12 protein-coding genes are annotated in these 16,914 nt (G+C 69.7%); 6 read left to right on the forward strand and 6 right to left on the reverse strand.

The window, feature by feature from the left end:
* Positions 1 to 2: 2 nt before the first annotated feature.
* Positions 3 to 272: a hypothetical protein gene (locus tag ABZS58_RS11955; RefSeq protein ID WP_354780374.1), complete on the forward strand. Its 270-nt coding sequence runs from the start codon at positions 3 to 5 to the stop codon at positions 270 to 272.
* Between the two features lie 51 nt (positions 273 to 323).
* Here the strand turns inward: ABZS58_RS11955 and ABZS58_RS11960 are convergent, their stop codons facing one another.
* Positions 324 to 584 carry a hypothetical protein gene (locus ABZS58_RS11960; protein WP_354780376.1) on the reverse strand — a complete coding sequence of 87 codons (261 nt, stop codon included), beginning with the start codon at positions 582 to 584 and terminating at the stop codon, positions 324 to 326.
* A gap of 66 nt (positions 585 to 650) precedes the next feature.
* On the opposite strand from ABZS58_RS11960, the gene ABZS58_RS11965 reads away from it, so the two are divergent.
* The gene (locus ABZS58_RS11965; RefSeq protein ID WP_354780377.1) at positions 651 to 1,094 is read left to right on the forward strand and encodes a hypothetical protein; all 444 of its coding nucleotides are present in this window, start codon (positions 651 to 653) and stop codon (positions 1,092 to 1,094) included.
* 25 nt (positions 1,095 to 1,119) lie between these two features.
* On the opposite strand, the gene ABZS58_RS11970 is transcribed toward ABZS58_RS11965, so the two are convergent.
* Positions 1,120 to 2,082: an aldo/keto reductase gene (locus ABZS58_RS11970; protein WP_354780379.1), complete on the reverse strand. Its 963-nt coding sequence runs from the start codon at positions 2,080 to 2,082 to the stop codon at positions 1,120 to 1,122.
* Positions 2,083 to 2,346: 264 nt separating this feature from the next.
* On the opposite strand from ABZS58_RS11970, the gene ABZS58_RS11975 reads away from it, so the two are divergent.
* The 3 genes from ABZS58_RS11975 to ABZS58_RS11985 all read left to right on the forward strand — a co-directional run bounded on the left by ABZS58_RS11975 (position 2,347) and on the right by ABZS58_RS11985 (position 7,149).
* A complete protein-coding gene (locus ABZS58_RS11975) occupies positions 2,347 to 3,390 on the forward strand; it encodes an NAD(P)-dependent alcohol dehydrogenase (RefSeq protein ID WP_354780579.1) in 1,044 nt (347 codons plus the stop codon).
* A gap of 157 nt (positions 3,391 to 3,547) precedes the next feature.
* On the forward strand, positions 3,548 to 5,464 hold the full coding sequence (locus ABZS58_RS11980; RefSeq protein WP_354780381.1) for a hypothetical protein: 1,917 nt from the start codon (positions 3,548 to 3,550) through the stop codon (positions 5,462 to 5,464).
* Positions 5,465 to 5,472: 8 nt separating this feature from the next.
* The gene (locus ABZS58_RS11985) at positions 5,473 to 7,149 is read left to right on the forward strand and encodes an Hsp70 family protein (RefSeq protein ID WP_354780383.1); all 1,677 of its coding nucleotides are present in this window, start codon (positions 5,473 to 5,475) and stop codon (positions 7,147 to 7,149) included.
* On the opposite strand, the gene ABZS58_RS11990 is transcribed toward ABZS58_RS11985, so the two are convergent.
* Positions 7,115 to 10,612 (reverse strand): helicase-related protein, encoded by a 3,498-nt coding sequence (locus ABZS58_RS11990; protein ID WP_354780385.1) that lies wholly within the window; start codon positions 10,610 to 10,612, stop codon positions 7,115 to 7,117. The two genes, ABZS58_RS11985 and ABZS58_RS11990, sit on opposite strands and share 35 nt — an antisense overlap.
* Positions 10,613 to 10,782: 170 nt before the next feature.
* On the opposite strand from ABZS58_RS11990, the gene ABZS58_RS11995 reads away from it, so the two are divergent.
* Positions 10,783 to 11,175 (forward strand): hypothetical protein, encoded by a 393-nt coding sequence (locus tag ABZS58_RS11995; RefSeq protein WP_354780387.1) that lies wholly within the window; start codon positions 10,783 to 10,785, stop codon positions 11,173 to 11,175.
* Here ABZS58_RS11995 and ABZS58_RS12000 read toward each other — a convergent pair.
* The 3 genes from ABZS58_RS12000 to ABZS58_RS12010 form a co-directional block, all read right to left on the reverse strand.
* Entirely contained in the window at positions 11,163 to 12,581 is a 1,419-nt protein-coding gene (locus ABZS58_RS12000) for a TerD family protein (RefSeq protein WP_354780389.1), read from the reverse strand. The two genes, ABZS58_RS11995 and ABZS58_RS12000, sit on opposite strands and share 13 nt — an antisense overlap.
* A 241-nt stretch (positions 12,582 to 12,822) precedes the next feature.
* Positions 12,823 to 15,204: an EAL domain-containing protein gene (locus ABZS58_RS12005; protein WP_354780391.1), complete on the reverse strand. Its 2,382-nt coding sequence runs from the start codon at positions 15,202 to 15,204 to the stop codon at positions 12,823 to 12,825.
* A gap of 88 nt (positions 15,205 to 15,292) precedes the next feature.
* On the reverse strand, positions 15,293 to 16,861 hold the full coding sequence (locus ABZS58_RS12010) for a putative Ig domain-containing protein (protein WP_354780395.1): 1,569 nt from the start codon (positions 16,859 to 16,861) through the stop codon (positions 15,293 to 15,295).
* Positions 16,862 to 16,914: the final 53 nt, after the last annotated feature.

Below are 16,914 nucleotides of genomic sequence, written 5' to 3' on the forward strand. Positions count from 1 at the left end.
CCGTGCAGGTATTCCAGGGAGTGGTGGCGTATCACCTGACGACCCTCGCCCCCGGCGTGGACACGGTCGAGCAGTCGCTCCAGGCCGCCGGCGTGACCTTCACCCGCACCCCGCTGACGGTCGTGTGGCCCGGCGGCCGTGGCGACGGCGTGGAGTTCGTCCTCGTGCTCGCCGCCCGCGACCAGCGCGTCGGCCTGGACCTCGTCCAACGCCTGCGCGCCTCGGGAATCTGGCTCCAGGTCCGGACGGTCGACAGCTCCGCGCCGAGCTAGACGCGCTGGACGCAACGCCCCCGCAGGACGAAGCCCTCGTCGCCGGGCCCGTCAGCCATTCGCGCGCCGGGGACTGCGCATGACGGCGTAGAAGCCGCTCCGGTTCAGGACGTTGACCAGCTCCCACGACTCGCCCTCGAGTATCTCGACCGCGACGAGCAGCCGCGCCATCGCCCGTGGGAGCACGCCGAGGCCGGTGTCGGCCTGCACGAACAGATACCGGTGCGGATATTCGTCGAAGTCCAGCGTCGCGTCGATCACGTCCGTGGCGGTCACCACACGCAGCTCGAACGGATCCTCCCGGCGCCCCATCGCCGCAGCCTACCGGTCCCGCGAGGGGACCGCGGTCTCGCGGCGTGGCCCGTACGATCGACGATCATGAAGTGGCGAGCCGTCATGCTGTGGGCCGTCGCGCTCGGTCCGGTCGCGTGTGCCGGTCTCTGCTTCGCCTACGTGGACGGTTATCTCCTCGGCGAGCGCCGCGGGGCGACCGCTGTGGTGCGCCGCTACTACGAGCACCTCCGCGACGGCGACATCGACGCCGCGTACAAGCTGCTCTGCCCGGAGATCCTGGCCGCCGGCACCTACACGGTCGACGACCATCGCGAGCACCTCCGGGGTGTGTCGGTCGAATCCGTCGACGACGTCGACGACATCTTCTACGACACGAGCATGGACGGCACCTACGTCACCGTGCAGGTCACGGGCACGCAGGCCGGTGGCGCCCGGTTCGTCACGGACGTCGTGGCGGGCGTCTACACCGCCGGCACCCGGGTCTGCGACGCTCCGGGCTGGCACATCGACGGCCCGGACGAGGAGTGAGTCCCGCCCGGGCCCAGGACGGACGTCACCACCAGTAGTTGTCCTGGGGCTGGTAGTGCTCCTCGAGGGCGGTCAGCTCCTCGGCGGTGAGCTCCAGGTCCAGGGCGGCGACGGCGTCCGCGAGGTGGTGCGGCTTCGTGGCGCCGACGATCGGGCACGCGACCACCGGCTTCGACAGCACCCACGCCAGCGCGACCTGCGCCATCGGCACCCCGCGCGCCGCGGCGACCCGCTCGACGGCGGCCACGACCGGCCGGTCGACGTCCCGGTCGAACGCCACGGCGACCTGGTCCGACGACGACCGCGCGGTGCGCTCACCCCACGGCCGGGCGGCGCGGCCCTTCGCCAGGGGCGAGTAGGGCGTGAGACCCACCCCCTGGTCCAGGCACATGGGGATCATGTCGCGCTCTTCTTCGCGTTTGAGCACGTTGTACTGGTCCTGCATCGCCGAGAACGTCGTCCAGCCGTTCAGGGCGGCGGCGTGCTGCAGCTTCGCGAACTGCCACGCCCACATCGAGGACGCACCCAGGTACAGCACCTTCCCGGCGCGGACGAGGCCGTCCAAGGTCTGCATGGTCTCCTCGACGGGAGTCCCGGGGTCGAAGCGGTGCACGTAGTAGACGTCGATGTGGTCGGTGCCGAGGCGGCGCAGCGACGCGTCCACCTGCGCGAGGATCGCCTTGCGGGACAGTCCGGCGGGACCGTCGGCCGTCGGCCCGCTGACCTTCGTGGCGAGCACGATCTCCGACCGCCGGGCGAAGCGGGTGATCGCCCGGCCGACGAACTCCTCAGACGTGCCACCCTGGTAGACGTTCGCGGTGTCCCAGAACGTGACGCCGAGCTCGACCGCCTGCCGGAACAACGGCGCCGCGGCGTCCTCGTCGAGGGTCCACTGGTGCATGCCCGCGGCGGCGGTGCCGTAGCTCATGCAGCCGAGCGCGATCCGGCTGACCTTCAGGCCGGTCCGGCCCAGCCGCGTGGACAGCATCAGCCCTCGTCCCGCACGTCGACGGCCACACGCGAGGCAGGGCGGGAGATCGTCTGGTCCGTCATGGTCTCATTCTCCAAGGTGTACCGGTGCGCTGCTACGTCCGTCCTACCCGGTCTGAGGGGTTCTGGCAGTACCTGGAACGCCAGCCACTGCCAGCGGCGACGATCCAGGGGTTGGCTGGAACCGTTTCCAACCGTGGGCCGGTCGCGGCCGCGGTCCACTGGCAGTACAAGAGCAGCAGGAACCGCACTGGAGGACGTCATTCTTACCGTCAACGCCATCGTCGCCACCTCGCCGACCGCCCCGCTCGTCCGCGGCACGATCGAGCGGCGGGACCTCGGCCCGCGCGATGTGCTCATCGAGATCCGCTACGCGGGTGTCTGCCACTCCGACATCCACACCGTCCGCGGGGAGTGGCGCGACATGCCGTATCCGCTGACGGTCGGCCACGAGATCGTCGGCACGGTCGCCGAGGTCGGGGGCGAGGTCACCCGTCACGCGACCGGCGACCGGGTCGGCGTCGGCTGCATGGTCAACTCGTGCCGCGAGTGCGAGAACTGCCGCGCCGGGCAGGAGCAGTACTGCCTGCGCGGCAACACCCAGACGTACGCGGGCGTCGACCGGGACGGCACCGTCACCCAGGGCGGCTACTCCACCCACATCGTCGTCGACGAGGACTTCGTGCTCCGGGTGCCCGGGAGCATCCCGCACGAGGCGGCCGCGCCCCTGCTGTGCGCGGGCATCACCACCTACTCGCCGCTCGCCCATTGGAACGCCGGGCCCGGCACGAGGGTCGCTGTCGTCGGCCTCGGCGGCCTGGGCCACATGGCGGTCAAGATCGCCGCCGCGTGCGGCGCTTCGGTGACCGTACTGTCGCAGACGCTGAACAAGAAGGACGACGGCCACGCGTTCGGCGCCGAGGACTACCACGCGACCAGCGACCCGTCGACGTTCGAGGCGCTCGCGAACACGTTCGACCTGATCATCAACACCGTCAGCGCGCCGATCGACATGGGCGCGTATCTGCGCCTGCTCCGCCTCGACGGCACGCTGGTCAGCGTCGGCGCCCCACCGGAGCCGCTGCCGGTGCCGGTGTTCGCCCTGTTCGGCAACCGGCGCTCGTTCGCCGGCTCCGGCATCGGCGGCATCGCCGAAACCCAGGAGATGCTCGACTTCTGCGCCGGGCGCGGCATCGCCCCCGAGGTCGAGCTCATCCCCGCGGACGCCGTCAACGAGGCGTACGAGCGGGTCCTCAGGTCCGACGTCCGCTACCGCTTCGTCATCGACATCGACACTTTACGATGACCGCTCGTCGTCGACGAGGCGGTCCTGGCGGACGCAGTGGAGGAGAATGGGCAGCGGCCGGTCGTAGTCGCGAAGGGTGGCGCGGCGGAAGGTTCCCGATCCACGCGCCGCCGGCCGGTTTCGGAAGCGTGGGCCGAGAACAACTACAGTCGCACCCGTGAGACGGACTGACGTGGTGATCTGCCTGCCGCAGGTGGGCCAAGAGCGGCCCCGGATCGGTGTCGTGCTGGTCGGCGGGCGTAGCCCTCTACGCGTTCGGTGGGAGGACGACGGTTCCGAACAGGACGTCGTCCTGGACAATCAGTACAAGCTGGCGGCTCGTCACTCCTTGCGGTACGAGTGGCTGCTCGACCCCGTCGCCGTTGGTGAGCGGATTCGCGCCGACCTCGCCGGAGCGATTATCCGATCCATCGAAGACGGCCAGGTGCTGGATTCACGCGGCCATCAGGACCTGCTCCACGTGTACGGCATCAATCTCGAGAACGCGACCAGTGCATGGAAGGAAGCAACTAAGAGAATTGCGAAACGCTCTGACATCAGGATAAACCGCAAAAAGCAGTACATCTGGGAACCGCCGGCTCCTCCCGTCGGACAGCTATCGCCAGGAACGTCAGCGACGCCGGAGGTGGAGCCAGAGCCGGCGCCGATCGTGCAGCCCGAACCGGAATCGGGGACGCCAGCCAACGACCAGCCGCCGATCGAGGCCGACGCACCGGAACCGGAAGAGGGCGATCCGAAGTCGCCGGGCGTCGACGATATGCCGCAGTTGGCCGACCTGATCCGGCAGGCGGCGCAAGCTCCACTTCGCACAGCGGTTGGTCTCGGACGACGCTCCGACAGCGAACTCAGCAACCTGCTCATTGACCTGCCCGACGGCCAGCACGCCAGGGCAGCCGCTCTGCTCCTTCCCGTCCCGCGGGACCTCCCCGACGCTGGTCGGCTCGGATCCGCTGAGGTCGCTGAAACGATGCTGCACGCGGCAGCCGACGAGCTCCACGCAGCGGATGCCGAGGAGCGAGTTGCGGCCGGGTGGTTGCTGCGTCGTCTGGCCGAGGCCGCGGTGCTGACGCCGGCGAGCATCGCGTCGCTCGCGCGGGTCATCCGAGCGGCCGACGCCGGGCCTGCCGACATCGACGCGGCGGTCCGTGTACTGGCCGAGCTGCTCGCTCTCACGAGGCCTGCGGAAACCGCGACTGTGCCATTGGACGTCGTCGTGGATGCGGTATCTGCAATGCCTTTGCGTCCGGGCAGCGGACGAGCGGCAGTGATCGTGGCGGTTGCCCGGCTGTGGCCCGACCAGGTCGCTGACACTGCCTGGTGGCGGGGTGCGTCGCTGACAGATGTCGTCGATTGCGCCGAGGGCGGACTGGGTGGCGTGACCAGCCTGGAGTCGGTGGGGGAACGGGTGATCCGGCCGCTGGTCAACGCAGCGCTCGTAAAGGCCGCCTCGCGCCGCGCGCTCAGCCACTTGCTCGGGCTGCCGGCTGAGTTCGCGCGGCAGCTGCCCGCCGGCGCGGTCGCCGGGGTGTTCCGGCGTATCGGCCGCGAAGACCCAACCGTCGCCGGATGGGTTGCCGAGCTGTCCGACACCGAACGCGCCGACGCGCTGCGCCGGGACGCTGCCGAAGCGCAGAAGGCGTCGGCTGCCGCCACGGCGCGCGCGGAAGCCGCATCGCAGGAAGCCGCTGGGCTGCTCGACAGGTCTGAGCGCCTCGAGGAGATGCTCCGGCGAGACCATGACGAGGCTGTCGGGCTGCGCTCGGCGCAGGAACGGCAGATCCGCATCGACGTCGTGCGTTCGCTCGCCGAGCTCGCTGCGGAGGTCGAGGAACTCGCGGCGGACAGCACCGGCCCGGACGTCCTGATCGACCGGGTTCGGGCGATGGTGGCGGCGCACGGTCTCGAGCCGATCGGCGCGGCAGGTGCCGATGCGGCGTTCGACCCGGCGGCCCACAAGCCGATCGCCGGGCGTCCCGCACCGGGCAGCCAGGTGACGGTCCTCCGTCCGGGCTATCGCTGGCGAACCCTCGATGACGTATTGGTCATAGGCAAAGCTTTGGTCGTCAAGCAATAGGAGGGCAGATGGCCGGTCGCCACAGTCATGCCGTTGGCATTGACTTCGGCACGTCGACGTCGCTCGTCGCCGAGCGCAGAGGCAGGCTGCCTGCGACCATCGTCCCGCTCGGTGTCGGGACGCAGTGGTTTCCGTCGATCGCCGGGTACGACGACGGCGAGCTGCTCGTCGGTGAGGACGCGGACGAGCTGCCGAGCGACCGCGTCATTCGCTCGGTGAAACGGGCGATCACCCGCTTCGAGGACACCGTCGTCGTCGCCGGCGACACTGGTCGGCAGCAGGTCGCCGCGGACGATGTCATGACCGCGGTCCTCGTCGAGATCGTCCGCCGCGCCGAGGCCGCCGGACGGCCGATCACCGAAGGCCACGACCTGCGGCTGGGCTGCCCAGCGATGTGGGACGGCCAGCAGCGCAGCCGGATGTTGTCCCTCGCCACGAAGGCTGGTCTGCCGGTGGACAGCTCGACGCTCATCGACGAGCCGATCGCGGCCGGAGTGGCGTGGGTGACGCACCGGTACCTGCGGTACAGCGAGCGTCCGAAAGGGCGGCTGCTGGTGTTCGACATGGGAGGCGGCACCCTCGACATCGCGGTGCTGGACGTCATCGGCGGTGATACACCCGAGATCTCGGTCCTTTCGGCGCTCGGCGTCGACCAGGCCGGCGACACACTGGACCGCGCCATCGCCGACGACCTCATCGCGTTGTACGCCGACAGCGGCATCGACGTGTGGGACCGCGCAGCCGAGGAGTACGTGGACGCCGAACTGCTGAGGGCCGCCCGCTCGGCCAAGGAGCACCTGTCGCAGGTGCCGGAGTACCGGGTCCTGCTGCCGCGCCGCACGATGGGGGACCTGCCGTCCCTGACGTACCGCAAGGAGCAGCTGGAGGAGGCGTTCCGGCCGCAGTTGAACCGTGCTCTGACGCTGGTGTGGGCGGCGATCCGGGCCGCCCGGCTTACCGAACGCGGCGGTCGGTCACCCGAACAACTGCGCGCGGTGGACCCGATCGACCTGGCGCAGGACATCGACTACGTCCTCCTTGCCGGCGGGATGAGCCGCATCCCGTATGTGGAACAGCAGATCGGCCAGGCGTTCCCTCGCGCGCAGGTGTTCGACAACGCGGGCGTCGCCGCCGACGAGGCGATCGTCGCCGGGCTCGCCGACACCGGCAGTTACGACAGACTCAACCTGCATCGTCCCGGGTTCGACTTCGTTGTCGAGTGGGAGGAGCACGGTCGGCTCCGGCAGGAGGTCCTGTATGAGGCGTACACACCGCTGTACACGCCTCAGCAGGTACTCAACGGCATGTTCGACCTCGGCTATGCCCGGCACGGCCGGCAGTTCCCCGGACCGTCGCAGGGCACCGGGGTCCTACGCATCCGGTCCACCAGCGGCGAGTACCTGAGCCTTATGTACATCGACGGCGGAGCGAACGGCCGTCAGGAAATGGACGGGTTCGCGCTCAAGTTCGGCTCCAGCTCGATGGCCTTCAAGCTGTACTGCGACGGTCGCGTCCACATCCGCGACGCGACCGGCTGGGACCGGCAGATGCGGGTCGAGCGATGGCCGGTCATCCGCGGCCGCGACCACGCCCAGCTTGTGCTGCGCGGTGTCGAGGGTGCGACGGCTGCCGCGCCGACCGCGTGGTACCTCAACAAGGACTGGGCTCCGCCGCTGTCGCGATGACCACTGCGACGGAGGTCAGTGAAAGGCTGAGCTCCTTCCTGCCGATCAGGTCGTCGCGCGCCGCCCTCCGGTCGGCGCTGAGTCGCCGCAATCTGCCCTCGCTCATGCGGACGACGCTCTTGCCGCGCCCGTCCTGCCGCAGCCGGGCGAGCAACTCGGCTGTCTTGCGGATCTGTAGGTCTAGGGAGCCTTCACGGGCCCTGATGCGGCCCTCCACCAGGGCAGCGTTCTCCTGTGCGCGGAGCCGTTCGGTCGTGCTTCGCCTCGCGGAAAGTTCCCTTTTCGCCAGCCCGAGCAGGTGCTGCATGTCGCCGGGCGCTGCGGTTGGCCCGTCACGGAGTTCGCCCTCGGCCAGTGCCTGGAGCAGCGTGTCGCCGACACCAGCGGATACGAGCCCGGTCCCGACGTCCACTGCGGTGGCCCAGAGTTCGCAGAGCGGCCGCAGCCCCGTTGTCACCGCCAGGTCGAGGCTGATGAGGTACCGACTACCGACCGGCAGGCCCTGCAGGCACACGGAACCGAACCGGGGCAGGGCAAGGGTCTCCGCGTTCAGGACCTCGACCGCGACTCGTACCAGCGGATGCCGCGCCGACAGCAGCTCGAGGTTGCGCCTGCTTGCCACCTCAGGCTTGAACGTGCATTCCAGCGGAGTGCCGTCCTGCATGAGCGCGGCGAGCTTGGATCGGCTGTGCCGGCTGCCGTCATCCGTCGACCTGGTCTTGCGCAGCTGTGTCGCGAGCTTTGGCGACCCGACGATGCGGAAGATGCCGTCGGCGTCCACAGGCCCCCGATGGCCCCCGACACGCTGGAGGAGCTCGTCGATGACCCGGCAGATCTCCGCCGGTCCGACGAACCGGCCACCGCCCGGGCCGTCGGCGGTCATACCCTCGACGAGCAGGTCATCCAGGCCAGAGAGATAGGCCTGCGAGTTCCTCAGGTCGTCCGTATCGTGCCGGCGTTGTTCGACGGCCACTACGATCCGATCCATCTCGTGCTGCCGCCCTGCCGCGTCCAGCTTCGGGTCGAGCACCCGTTTCGAGATGTCGCCGATCTGGTCACGCAGGATCGGTTCGAGTTCCCCGATCGAGTTTTCGAAGACGCCGATGCGGTCGTAGAGCCGCTGGAAGATGTCGGTCTCGATGGTGCCCGGCACGCACATGTTATAGATGAAGATCTTCTCGTGGTGCTGTCCGAACCGGTCGAGGCGGCCGATGCGTTGCTCCACCCGCATCGGGTTCCACGGCAGGTCGTAGTTGACCAGCACGTTGCAGAACTCGAAGTCCAGACCTTCGGAGCCGACCTCGCTCACCAGCAGGATCTCAAACCGATGGTCACGAAAATCCCGCATGATCTGTTCCCGCTCAGGCAGCGGCACGCCACCATCCATCACGCGGACTGTGAAGTGTCTGCTGAGCCGCTCGGCGAGATATGCGAGCGTACGGCGGAAGAATGAGAAGATCATCATCTGGCTCAGTCCGGTCTGCCGGATGCGCAGCAGTTCCTCCTGTAGTCGCTCGTACTTCGTATCGACGGGTATTGGCCGGCTCAGAATCGCCGCGCCCGGCATCTCGGCGGGCGGCTCGCTCGTGCTGTCCTCGCCGAAGTCGCCGAAGTCGTCGTACTCCTGCTGGAACAGTAGCGGGTCCCGTTGCTGGATGAGCAGCCGCGACGCGGGGATGCAGCTCGCCGCCTGCCGCAGCGGCATCTGCATCACGAACCCTGGAGGGCTGCCGGACTTGAGCGCCCGCGCCATACACCACGCGTAGACGGCCATGTAGTAGTCGTGCTCAGCCTGGGTCCACTCGACGTCGATGTTGCGCGGCTCCCGGACCGCCTTGGCATCCGGCACCTCCGCCTTCCGCGTCCTGGTCAGCACACCGCCGAGGACGTTGAGGTCAGAAAGGAGCCGCCGTGCACGGGCGATCTCGTCGGGCCGCAACGGACGCTCGACGTCGAACAGTCTCCGAAGGATGGCGAAGTCCGGCCGGTCGGTGATGGAGGCGCCGAACTCCAGACCACCGAGCCGGTCCAGCTCGGCGGCAAGCTTCCGCGGCGTGTTGCGGCCGTCCTGCAGCAGGGACCGTGCGATCCGGTTCAGCACCTCGTTGGGGCGGAGTTGCGCGTCGAAGACGGCCCGGTCACCGAAGTGGTCGGCGTCCAGGAGGCTCATCAGGTTGAACAGGTCGTCATTGCCGAGATTCAGCGGTGTGGCCGACAGGAACACGAGGTAGTCGGCGTTGTCGGCGAGCAGCTCGCCGAGCGCGTGTGTCTTGCTCTCCCGATTGCGCAGGTAGTGCGCCTCGTCGACGATGACGAGGTCGAACCGAGGATGGAGTTCCTGGATGTCCTCGAGCACCTTGGAGGTCCGTAGCGACTCGATCGACATGATGCCGCGGATCTCTGGCTCGGTGCCGTTTCGCATCGGCTCCAGCAGGTCGGCCAGTTCGCGCGGCTTCAGAATCGGCAGCGTGCGGTCGAAGCGCCGCTCCATCTCGGTCTTCCACTTGAGCACGAGCGCCGCCGGCGTGACCACCAGGACCCGGTCGAGTTTCGAACGCTGCTCCAGCTCGCTCCAGATCAGACCAGCCTCGATGGTCTTGCCAAGGCCGACCTCGTCCGCGATGAGAATCCGACCCGAAGACCCGGTCAGCATCTTCAGCACCGGTTTGAACTGGTACGGGCGGAATACCGTCTTGCTGGACGCGAACGAGTACAGGACGTCGGTCAGCGGGTGGTGCAGCTTGGTCCATGTCAGCGTAAGCGAGATGTCCCCGGCGTTGACGGGGACCTGCTGCAGCCAGAACGCCGGATCGCGAGGGTCGCCGGCCGCGGGCACGAGCGCGTCTTCGCTGTAGGAGCTGGGGGTGCCCTGAATGTCGACCTCGAACTCATAACCACCGGCCACCGCGATGACCCTGCTGATCCGCCCGAAGGAGTTGGTGCCCTTCGGGCGAACCACCGCGCCGGGGGCGAATCCGGGCTTCCCCGCGTACGGTGTAGCGCCTCCCCAGCTGTCACCGTGGACGACCTGCGCGAGGCCGAGATGGTCGCCGTCCTCGAGGCGCCACGACTGCCCGCGGTCGGCCGGTCGCGGCTCCTGGCCGTCCGCAGCCAGCACGACATGCCACACCCCACGCTCATCGAACGCGTAGGTGCCCTGATGCAGGAAGCGGCGCACCATACCGGACATGGCGGCTGTCCGAACGTCGGATGCGATCCGCATGACAGCGTCACGTTCATCCTCCGGAACCTCGCCCATGACGAGGCAAGTCGCGGGCCGCAGCCGGTGCAGCCACTCAAGGCCGCTGGCGGGCGGTTCGTAGCGAAGGTCGTCGTCTGCCATGTCGTCCCCATCCCCGGCCGGTCGGCCGAGCATATTGACGGCGTTTGCCTGGCAGTACGTCCGATCGGCCAGCATGTCCTGCCGCAGAGTCGCGCCGCGATAGGTCCGGGCGATGCGCATTCGGGGATCGCCGTTCGACGCCGGGGGCCGTCCTGACATGGCCGGTCGGTGGTCGTGGAACCCGCGATCCGATTTTCGAGGGCATCGTCGTACGTCACCATCCGCAGCTTCGGGAGGAGCGCTTCGCGGACGCGATCGCTGCCGGGCAGCGGTTCCTGGACGACTCGCCGGTGACCGCGAACCGGGCCGACTATCACCGGGCGATGCTGTCGGTGCTGCGGGTCGAGGCGTCGCAGGAACTCCTCGACGAACTGGAGGCGTCCGCCGCAGGGCCCGTCATCGAGGTCTACCCGGACGTCCGGGCGGTCCTCGAGCAATTGCGGGCGTGGGGTGTGCGGATGTCGGTGGTGTCGGACAAACTGGGCGGGGCTGGACGCGACGTTCGCCGGGCTCGAGATCTCGGAGGTCCTCGGCTGCCGCAAGCCGGACCCGCGCATGTACGCCGAAGGCAGACGACTGGTCGGACTGCCGCCGCCCGAGTGGTCGGCTACCGCGGCCTGACACCCGACCGGCCGGGTGGCGGGTCGCCGGAGGTGGTCCTCGCGGTGGTTCAGACCTCGTAGGGCTGGACCACCACGAAGTGGCCCTGCAGGCCCATGAACTGCAGGGCGAGACCCTCGCCGCTGTCGCCTGCGTACATCTGGCGCGAGATCCTGACCTGCGTGTTCACCGAGACGCGCATGCCGGACGTCCAGGCGACGACGGCCTTCATGTCGGCGAACGTCGGGCCTTGGCACATCAGCGTGACCGGGGTGCCGCGGGTCATCACGACGATCGAGCCCTGGCCGGACACGACGAGGTGGAAGAAGCCGCCGCCGGGGATGCCGGCGCTCTCGATGCGCTGGATCTCGGTCTGCAGGGTGGCGTCGAACGCGAGGACGTTGTCGGCGTTGATGCACAGCGACTGACCCTGCAGCTCGACGATGTGCAGGTCGGTGGCGTTCTCAGCGAGGAAGACCTCGCCCTGGCCCTTGCAGGTCATCAGCTTCAGGCCCTGACCGGTGACGGCGCCCTCGAACATCGCGCGCAGGCCGCCGGAGCCCTTGTAGATGAACTCGACGTTGCCCTGGTAGGCGACCATCGACCCGCGCCGCGCGTGGAACTCGGGGCCGAGGGTCGCCTTCACCAGCTTGCCGTTCTGCTTGGTCCACCGGCCGGTGGTCGCCGCCTCCCGATACTTGTCCAGGCTGGTCATCACCCCGGGCCGGACCCGCTCAGGCTGCGGCATCCCCGGCGGCGGCCCGGGCGGCGGCTGGAAATGCCCGGCGTGCTGCTGCTGTGGCACGGCGTGCGGCTGGTGCTGCTGCGGCGGAGGCGGCGTGAACCCGGGCCGCGGCGGCGGGGGAGCGGGCGGCCCGGGCGGCGGCGCGAAGCCCGGCTGTCGCTGCGGCTGCGGCGCCGATGCGGGCGGCGCGGCCACCACCGGAGCCGGCGCGGGCTCCTCGTCGACGGTGCCGCCATACGAGCGGATCAGGTCGGCCAGCCCGCCGGCGAACCCCTGCCCGACAGCGCCGACCCGCCAGACGCCCTTGCGGTACACGTCGCCGATGATGATCGCCCGCTCCGTGCCGAAGTCCGCGCCGGTGAAGCTGTAGCGCATGACCTCTTTGCCGGCCGCGACGATCCGGACGTGCCCCGACCTGAGCTGCCGCGCGGTCCCGCCCCCGTCGATCGACGCGCAGAACGACAGCTTCGCGATCTTCTCCGGCACCCGCCCGAGCTGTGCCCGGAACCCCTCGGTGTCGCCGCCCTGCGCCCCGGCCTTCTGGATCGAGCCCTCGGGCGAGCTCGGCTGGTTGAAGAAGACGAAATACGCGTCGTCGGACATCTTGTTCGCCGCGTCCAACCCGAAACACGAGATGTCCCAGGTCAGCCCGGGTCCGTCCAGGAAGACCCCGACGTAGAGGTCGTCCGCCGTGGTCAGCGCCGAGAGCGGGCTCTTCTGCCCCCGAGTGAACACCTGCGACACGGGCTACTCCTCGGCTCCTCCGCGCGGCACATCCACGACGAACTTACCGTGCGGATCAAAGCGACACTCGAATCCTAGCATCCTAGGACGGCCTAGGCGACGTGGCTACCGCCACGCCAGTACAAAAGGCATCCGCTACGCGGAAGCGCGGTGTCAGCGCGGAGCGAACGGGCCCGGCGCTGTTGCAGGCGCGCGGGGCGGCCCTGCCGGACGAGGCCGGTGGTGGAGGATTGGCGCGGCATCAGGCCTCCACGAGTTCGTCGGCGTGGGGGAGGTGGTGCAGTTCCAGGTCGGCGGGGAGCAGCGGGCGGGCGTAGTGGTAGCCCTGGGCGTACCGGTAGCCGAGGCGGCGCAGCTCCGCGGCCTGCTCGGCGGTCTCCACGCCCTCGGCGACGGCGCGGAGGTGCAGGCCGTTGCTGATGTCGATGAGGGCGGCGGCGATGACCGCGTGTTCGCCGCCGTGCGTGACGGTGTCGACGAAGGACTTGTCGACCTTCAGCAGGTCGACGGGGCAGGTGCGGAGCAGCCCGAGGGACGAGTGCCCGGTCCCGAAGTCGTCCAGCGCGACGGTGACCCCGAGGTCCTTCAGCGCGTGCAGCGCGTCCACGGCGGTGCCGCCGTCGAACACCGCGGTCTCCGTGACCTCGATCGTCAGGTGCTGGGGCGGCAGGCCGGTGCGCTGCAGGACGGCGGCGACGTCCGCGGCGAAGCTCGCCTCGCGCAGCTGCCGCGCCGAGACGTTGACGCTGACGATGGCGGGGGCCGCCGCGCCGAGCCGGGACTGCCACCTGGCGGCCTGTGTGCACGCCTCGGCGAGGATCCACGCGCCGAGCGGCACGATGAGGCCGGTCCGTTCGGCGGCGGGGATGAAGTCGATGGGCGGGATCGGGCCGCGTGCCGGGTGGTTCCAGCGGACCAGGGCCTCCACGCCGTAGAGGGAGCCGTCGGTGATGTCGACGATCGGCTGGTACACCAGGTGCAGCTGGCCGGTGTCGAGCGCGGTGCGCAGGTCGGCGGCGATGCGGGCCTGCTCGGCGCCTCGCTGGTCCATCTCGTCCGTGTAGACGCTCCAGCGGCCCTTGCCCTGGTTCTTCGACTCGTACATGGCGACGTCGGCGCGGCGCAGCAGGTCGGCGGCGGTGTCGGCGGGGCGGGCGGCGGCGAGGCCGATGCTGGCCTCCACGATGAGGTCGTGCCCGGCGGCGTGCAGGGGGCGGCGCAGCGAACCGGTGATCGTGTTGAGGACCGCGGCCTGGTCGGTGCCGTGCAGCAGCAGCGCGTACTCGTCGCCGCCGAGGCGGGCGACGGTGCTGCCGGCCGGGGTGTGCGTGGTGAGGATCTCGGCGACGGCCTGCAGCAGTGCGTCGCCGACGGCGTGGCCGAGCTGGTCGTTGATGCCCTTGAAGTTGTCCAGGTCGATGACGGCGACGCTGAGGCCGGCCGGGACGCCGCCGAGCGCGGAGGTGGTGGCCTCGCCGAAGACGGTCCGGTTGGCCAGGCCCGTCAGTGCGTCATGGCCTGCCTGATGGGCGAGTTTCCGCTGGTACGTGTGGAGGTCCCGCAACCGGGAGTCGAGCTGCTCGACGAGCCGGGCGTTGTCCTGCAGGCGCGCGTCGAGCTGCTGCAGGAGGGCGGCGTTGTCGCGCAGGGCGATGATCTGCCGGGCGGCGACGAGGACGGTGACGATGATCGCGCCGATGGCGACGATGACGACGTCCGGGGAGCCCTGGATCGTGGACAGCAGCAGCAGCGCGCCGGTGGCGACGACCGCCGCGTACGGCATGACGCTCAGCCGGCGGCCCGGCGGGCGGTCCGGGGCGGGTGGGGCGCCGGCGGCGCGCAGCTGGCGGTCGGCGGCGAGGCACAGCACCAGGCAGGTCGCCGGCAGGATCAGGTGGGCGGTGTTGAGGTGTGGCTTGGACGCCAGCAGCGGCGCGAGGGACCCGCCGCCCGCGCCGACGGCGCCGGTGAGGGCGAGCAGGTGCAGGGCGCGCCGGTCGATCGGGCCGGTGCCGGTGAACGCGACCTTGATGAAGGCGAAGACGCAGATGAAGCCGCCGCCGACGACGGTGAGCGCGGACCAGGTGTCGCCGGCGCTGCCCGCGAACCAGGTCTCCCAGCGCGGGTACACCAGGTGCCAGGCGAACGTGAGGGTGGTGACGATGACGGTGGCGATGTCCAGGCCGAAGCGGGTCCAGGCGCCGCCGGTGCGGCGGATGCCGGGGATGCGCAGCAGGCCGATCATCATGACCAGCAGGCCGCTGAGGTAGATGGCCGAGGTCACGCCGCTGACGTGCTGGTTGCGGTCGTCGCCGGCGAGGTTGTCGCGGGCGTTGCTCATGGCGCCGGCGCCGACGAGCAGCAGGCCGACGCTGACGTACCGCCAGAATGTCCGCGGCGCGGATCCAGGGTGCGGCGCGCCGGCCCGCCACGAGCTGACCGCGGCGACCGGGACGCTGATGAGCAGCGTGGTCCAGCCCAGCAGGCCGGGTGTCCTGACGACGAGGCCGATGCCGAACCAGATGGCTGCCAGCACGACCAGCCCCGCGGTGATCGCGAGGGGGGCGGTCACCCGCAGCGGCGTTACCTCGCCGCCGGGCCGGCCCGTGGACGTGACTGTCATGGCCGCACCATCGGCGTGTGAGCGCCGCGCATGAGGGGCGGCCGGGGTGCGAACCGGGTTCGTCGGGAACCCGGTTCGCACCGCAGGATCAGCTGACCGTGACGGCCAGGTCGTCCAGGACGAAGGACGTCTGCAGCGACGAGTCCTCCGTGCCGTTGAACTTCAGGGTGACGGTCTGCCCGGCGAAGGCGTTCAGGCTGTAGGTCTTCGCCTGGTAGCCCGCCGCCTTGTTCAGGTTGGACAGGGTGCCCAGCGTGGTCGAGCCGGCGGTGACGGTCAGCTTGTCGTATGCCGTCGTGGTCGTCGTCTCGGCGGTGTCGATGTGGACGTAGAAGGTCAGGGTCGCCGAGCAGCCGGCCGGGATGGTGACCGCCTGGGAGAGCGACTCGGTCTTGGTGGAGCCGTAGCCGAGCAGCCAGGCCGAGTACGTGCCGGTGCGGGCGGGCTGCCCCTGGCTGGACCACTGGCCGATGGCGCCGGTCGTGCCGGTCCACGAGGTCGCCCCGGACTCGAAGCCGGGGTTGAGCAGCTTCTGGCCGCTGCACGTACCGCCGCCGCCACCGCTGACGGTCCAGCTGAACGTCGCCGTCCCGGTCGCGTTGGTGGTGTCCTTGACCGTCACCGTGGAGGTGGTGGTCTGCGCGGTGGTCGGGGTGCCGGAGATGAGGCCGGTGCTGGCGTTGATGCTGAGACCGGCGGGCAGGCCCGTCGCCGAGTAGGTCAGGGTCTGGCCCGAGCCGGACGACGACGCCGAGATCTGCAGCGACTTGGCCGTGCCGACGGTCGCGGTCTGCGCGCCCGGGTTGGTGACGGTGACCGTGTTGCCGCTGCCCGGCGGCTTGGTGAGCAGGCAGCCGGCGACCGACAGGTCGATGACCCGCGAGGAGTCGAGGCAGGTGGTGAACCAGTAGGTCTGCTCACCGTAGCTCTGGCCCTGGTGGACGCTGACGTTGCCGTTCGCGTCGACCTCGCACGGGTTGTTGAGCGTGCAGCTGGCACCGTCGTCGTTGCCGGTGTTGTTGATGCCGATGATCGTGTTGTCCGACGAGCGGACGATCGGCGAGCCGGACGTGCCGTGGGTGGTCTGGCAGCCGGTGTTGTAACGGATCGAGTCGTGCCACGTCCACTGGTCCTCGCGCAGCGTCGGCACGAAGCCGTTGATGGTGCAGGTCCAGACCTGCTTCCAGTAGCTGGACGGGATCGTCATCGCGGTGCCGTCGGCGGGCCGGGTGGCGCCGATGGTCAGGGCGGTGGTGTTGTAGCTCGTCTTGATCTGCGCGAACGTCTGGGTCAGCCGGTACAGGGCGACGTCCGTGTTCGTCATGGTGCCGTAGATCAGCTGGTCGGCGCGCACGGTGCCGAGCGAGGTGCCGGTGTTGCTCAGCAGCGTGCCGGTCCGGGTGCTGGCCCGGTTCTGCAGGACCACGCCGTTGTTGATGAAGCCGCCCTCGTAGCAGTGGCCGTTGGTGAGCAGCATCGCCCGGTCGCTGTCGACCGACGAGGGGTACCGGACCAGGGCGCCCGAGCAGTTGTTCAGGGCGATGGTCGCCGTCAGCCCGGTGACCTGGATCGCCTGGGCCGGTGCCGGACCGGCGACGACGCTCGCGGCGACGGCGAGGATGGCCGCGCCGATCGCGATGACCCGTCTTGTGCGCATGGGTGGGTGGTCCCTTCCGGTTGGGGGGTACGCAGCGGGCGCACGCGGGGATA

This window comes from Dactylosporangium sp. NPDC005555 (genome assembly GCF_040605635.1).
In the GTDB taxonomy this organism is placed as follows: Bacteria; Actinomycetota; Actinomycetes; order Mycobacteriales; family Micromonosporaceae; genus Dactylosporangium.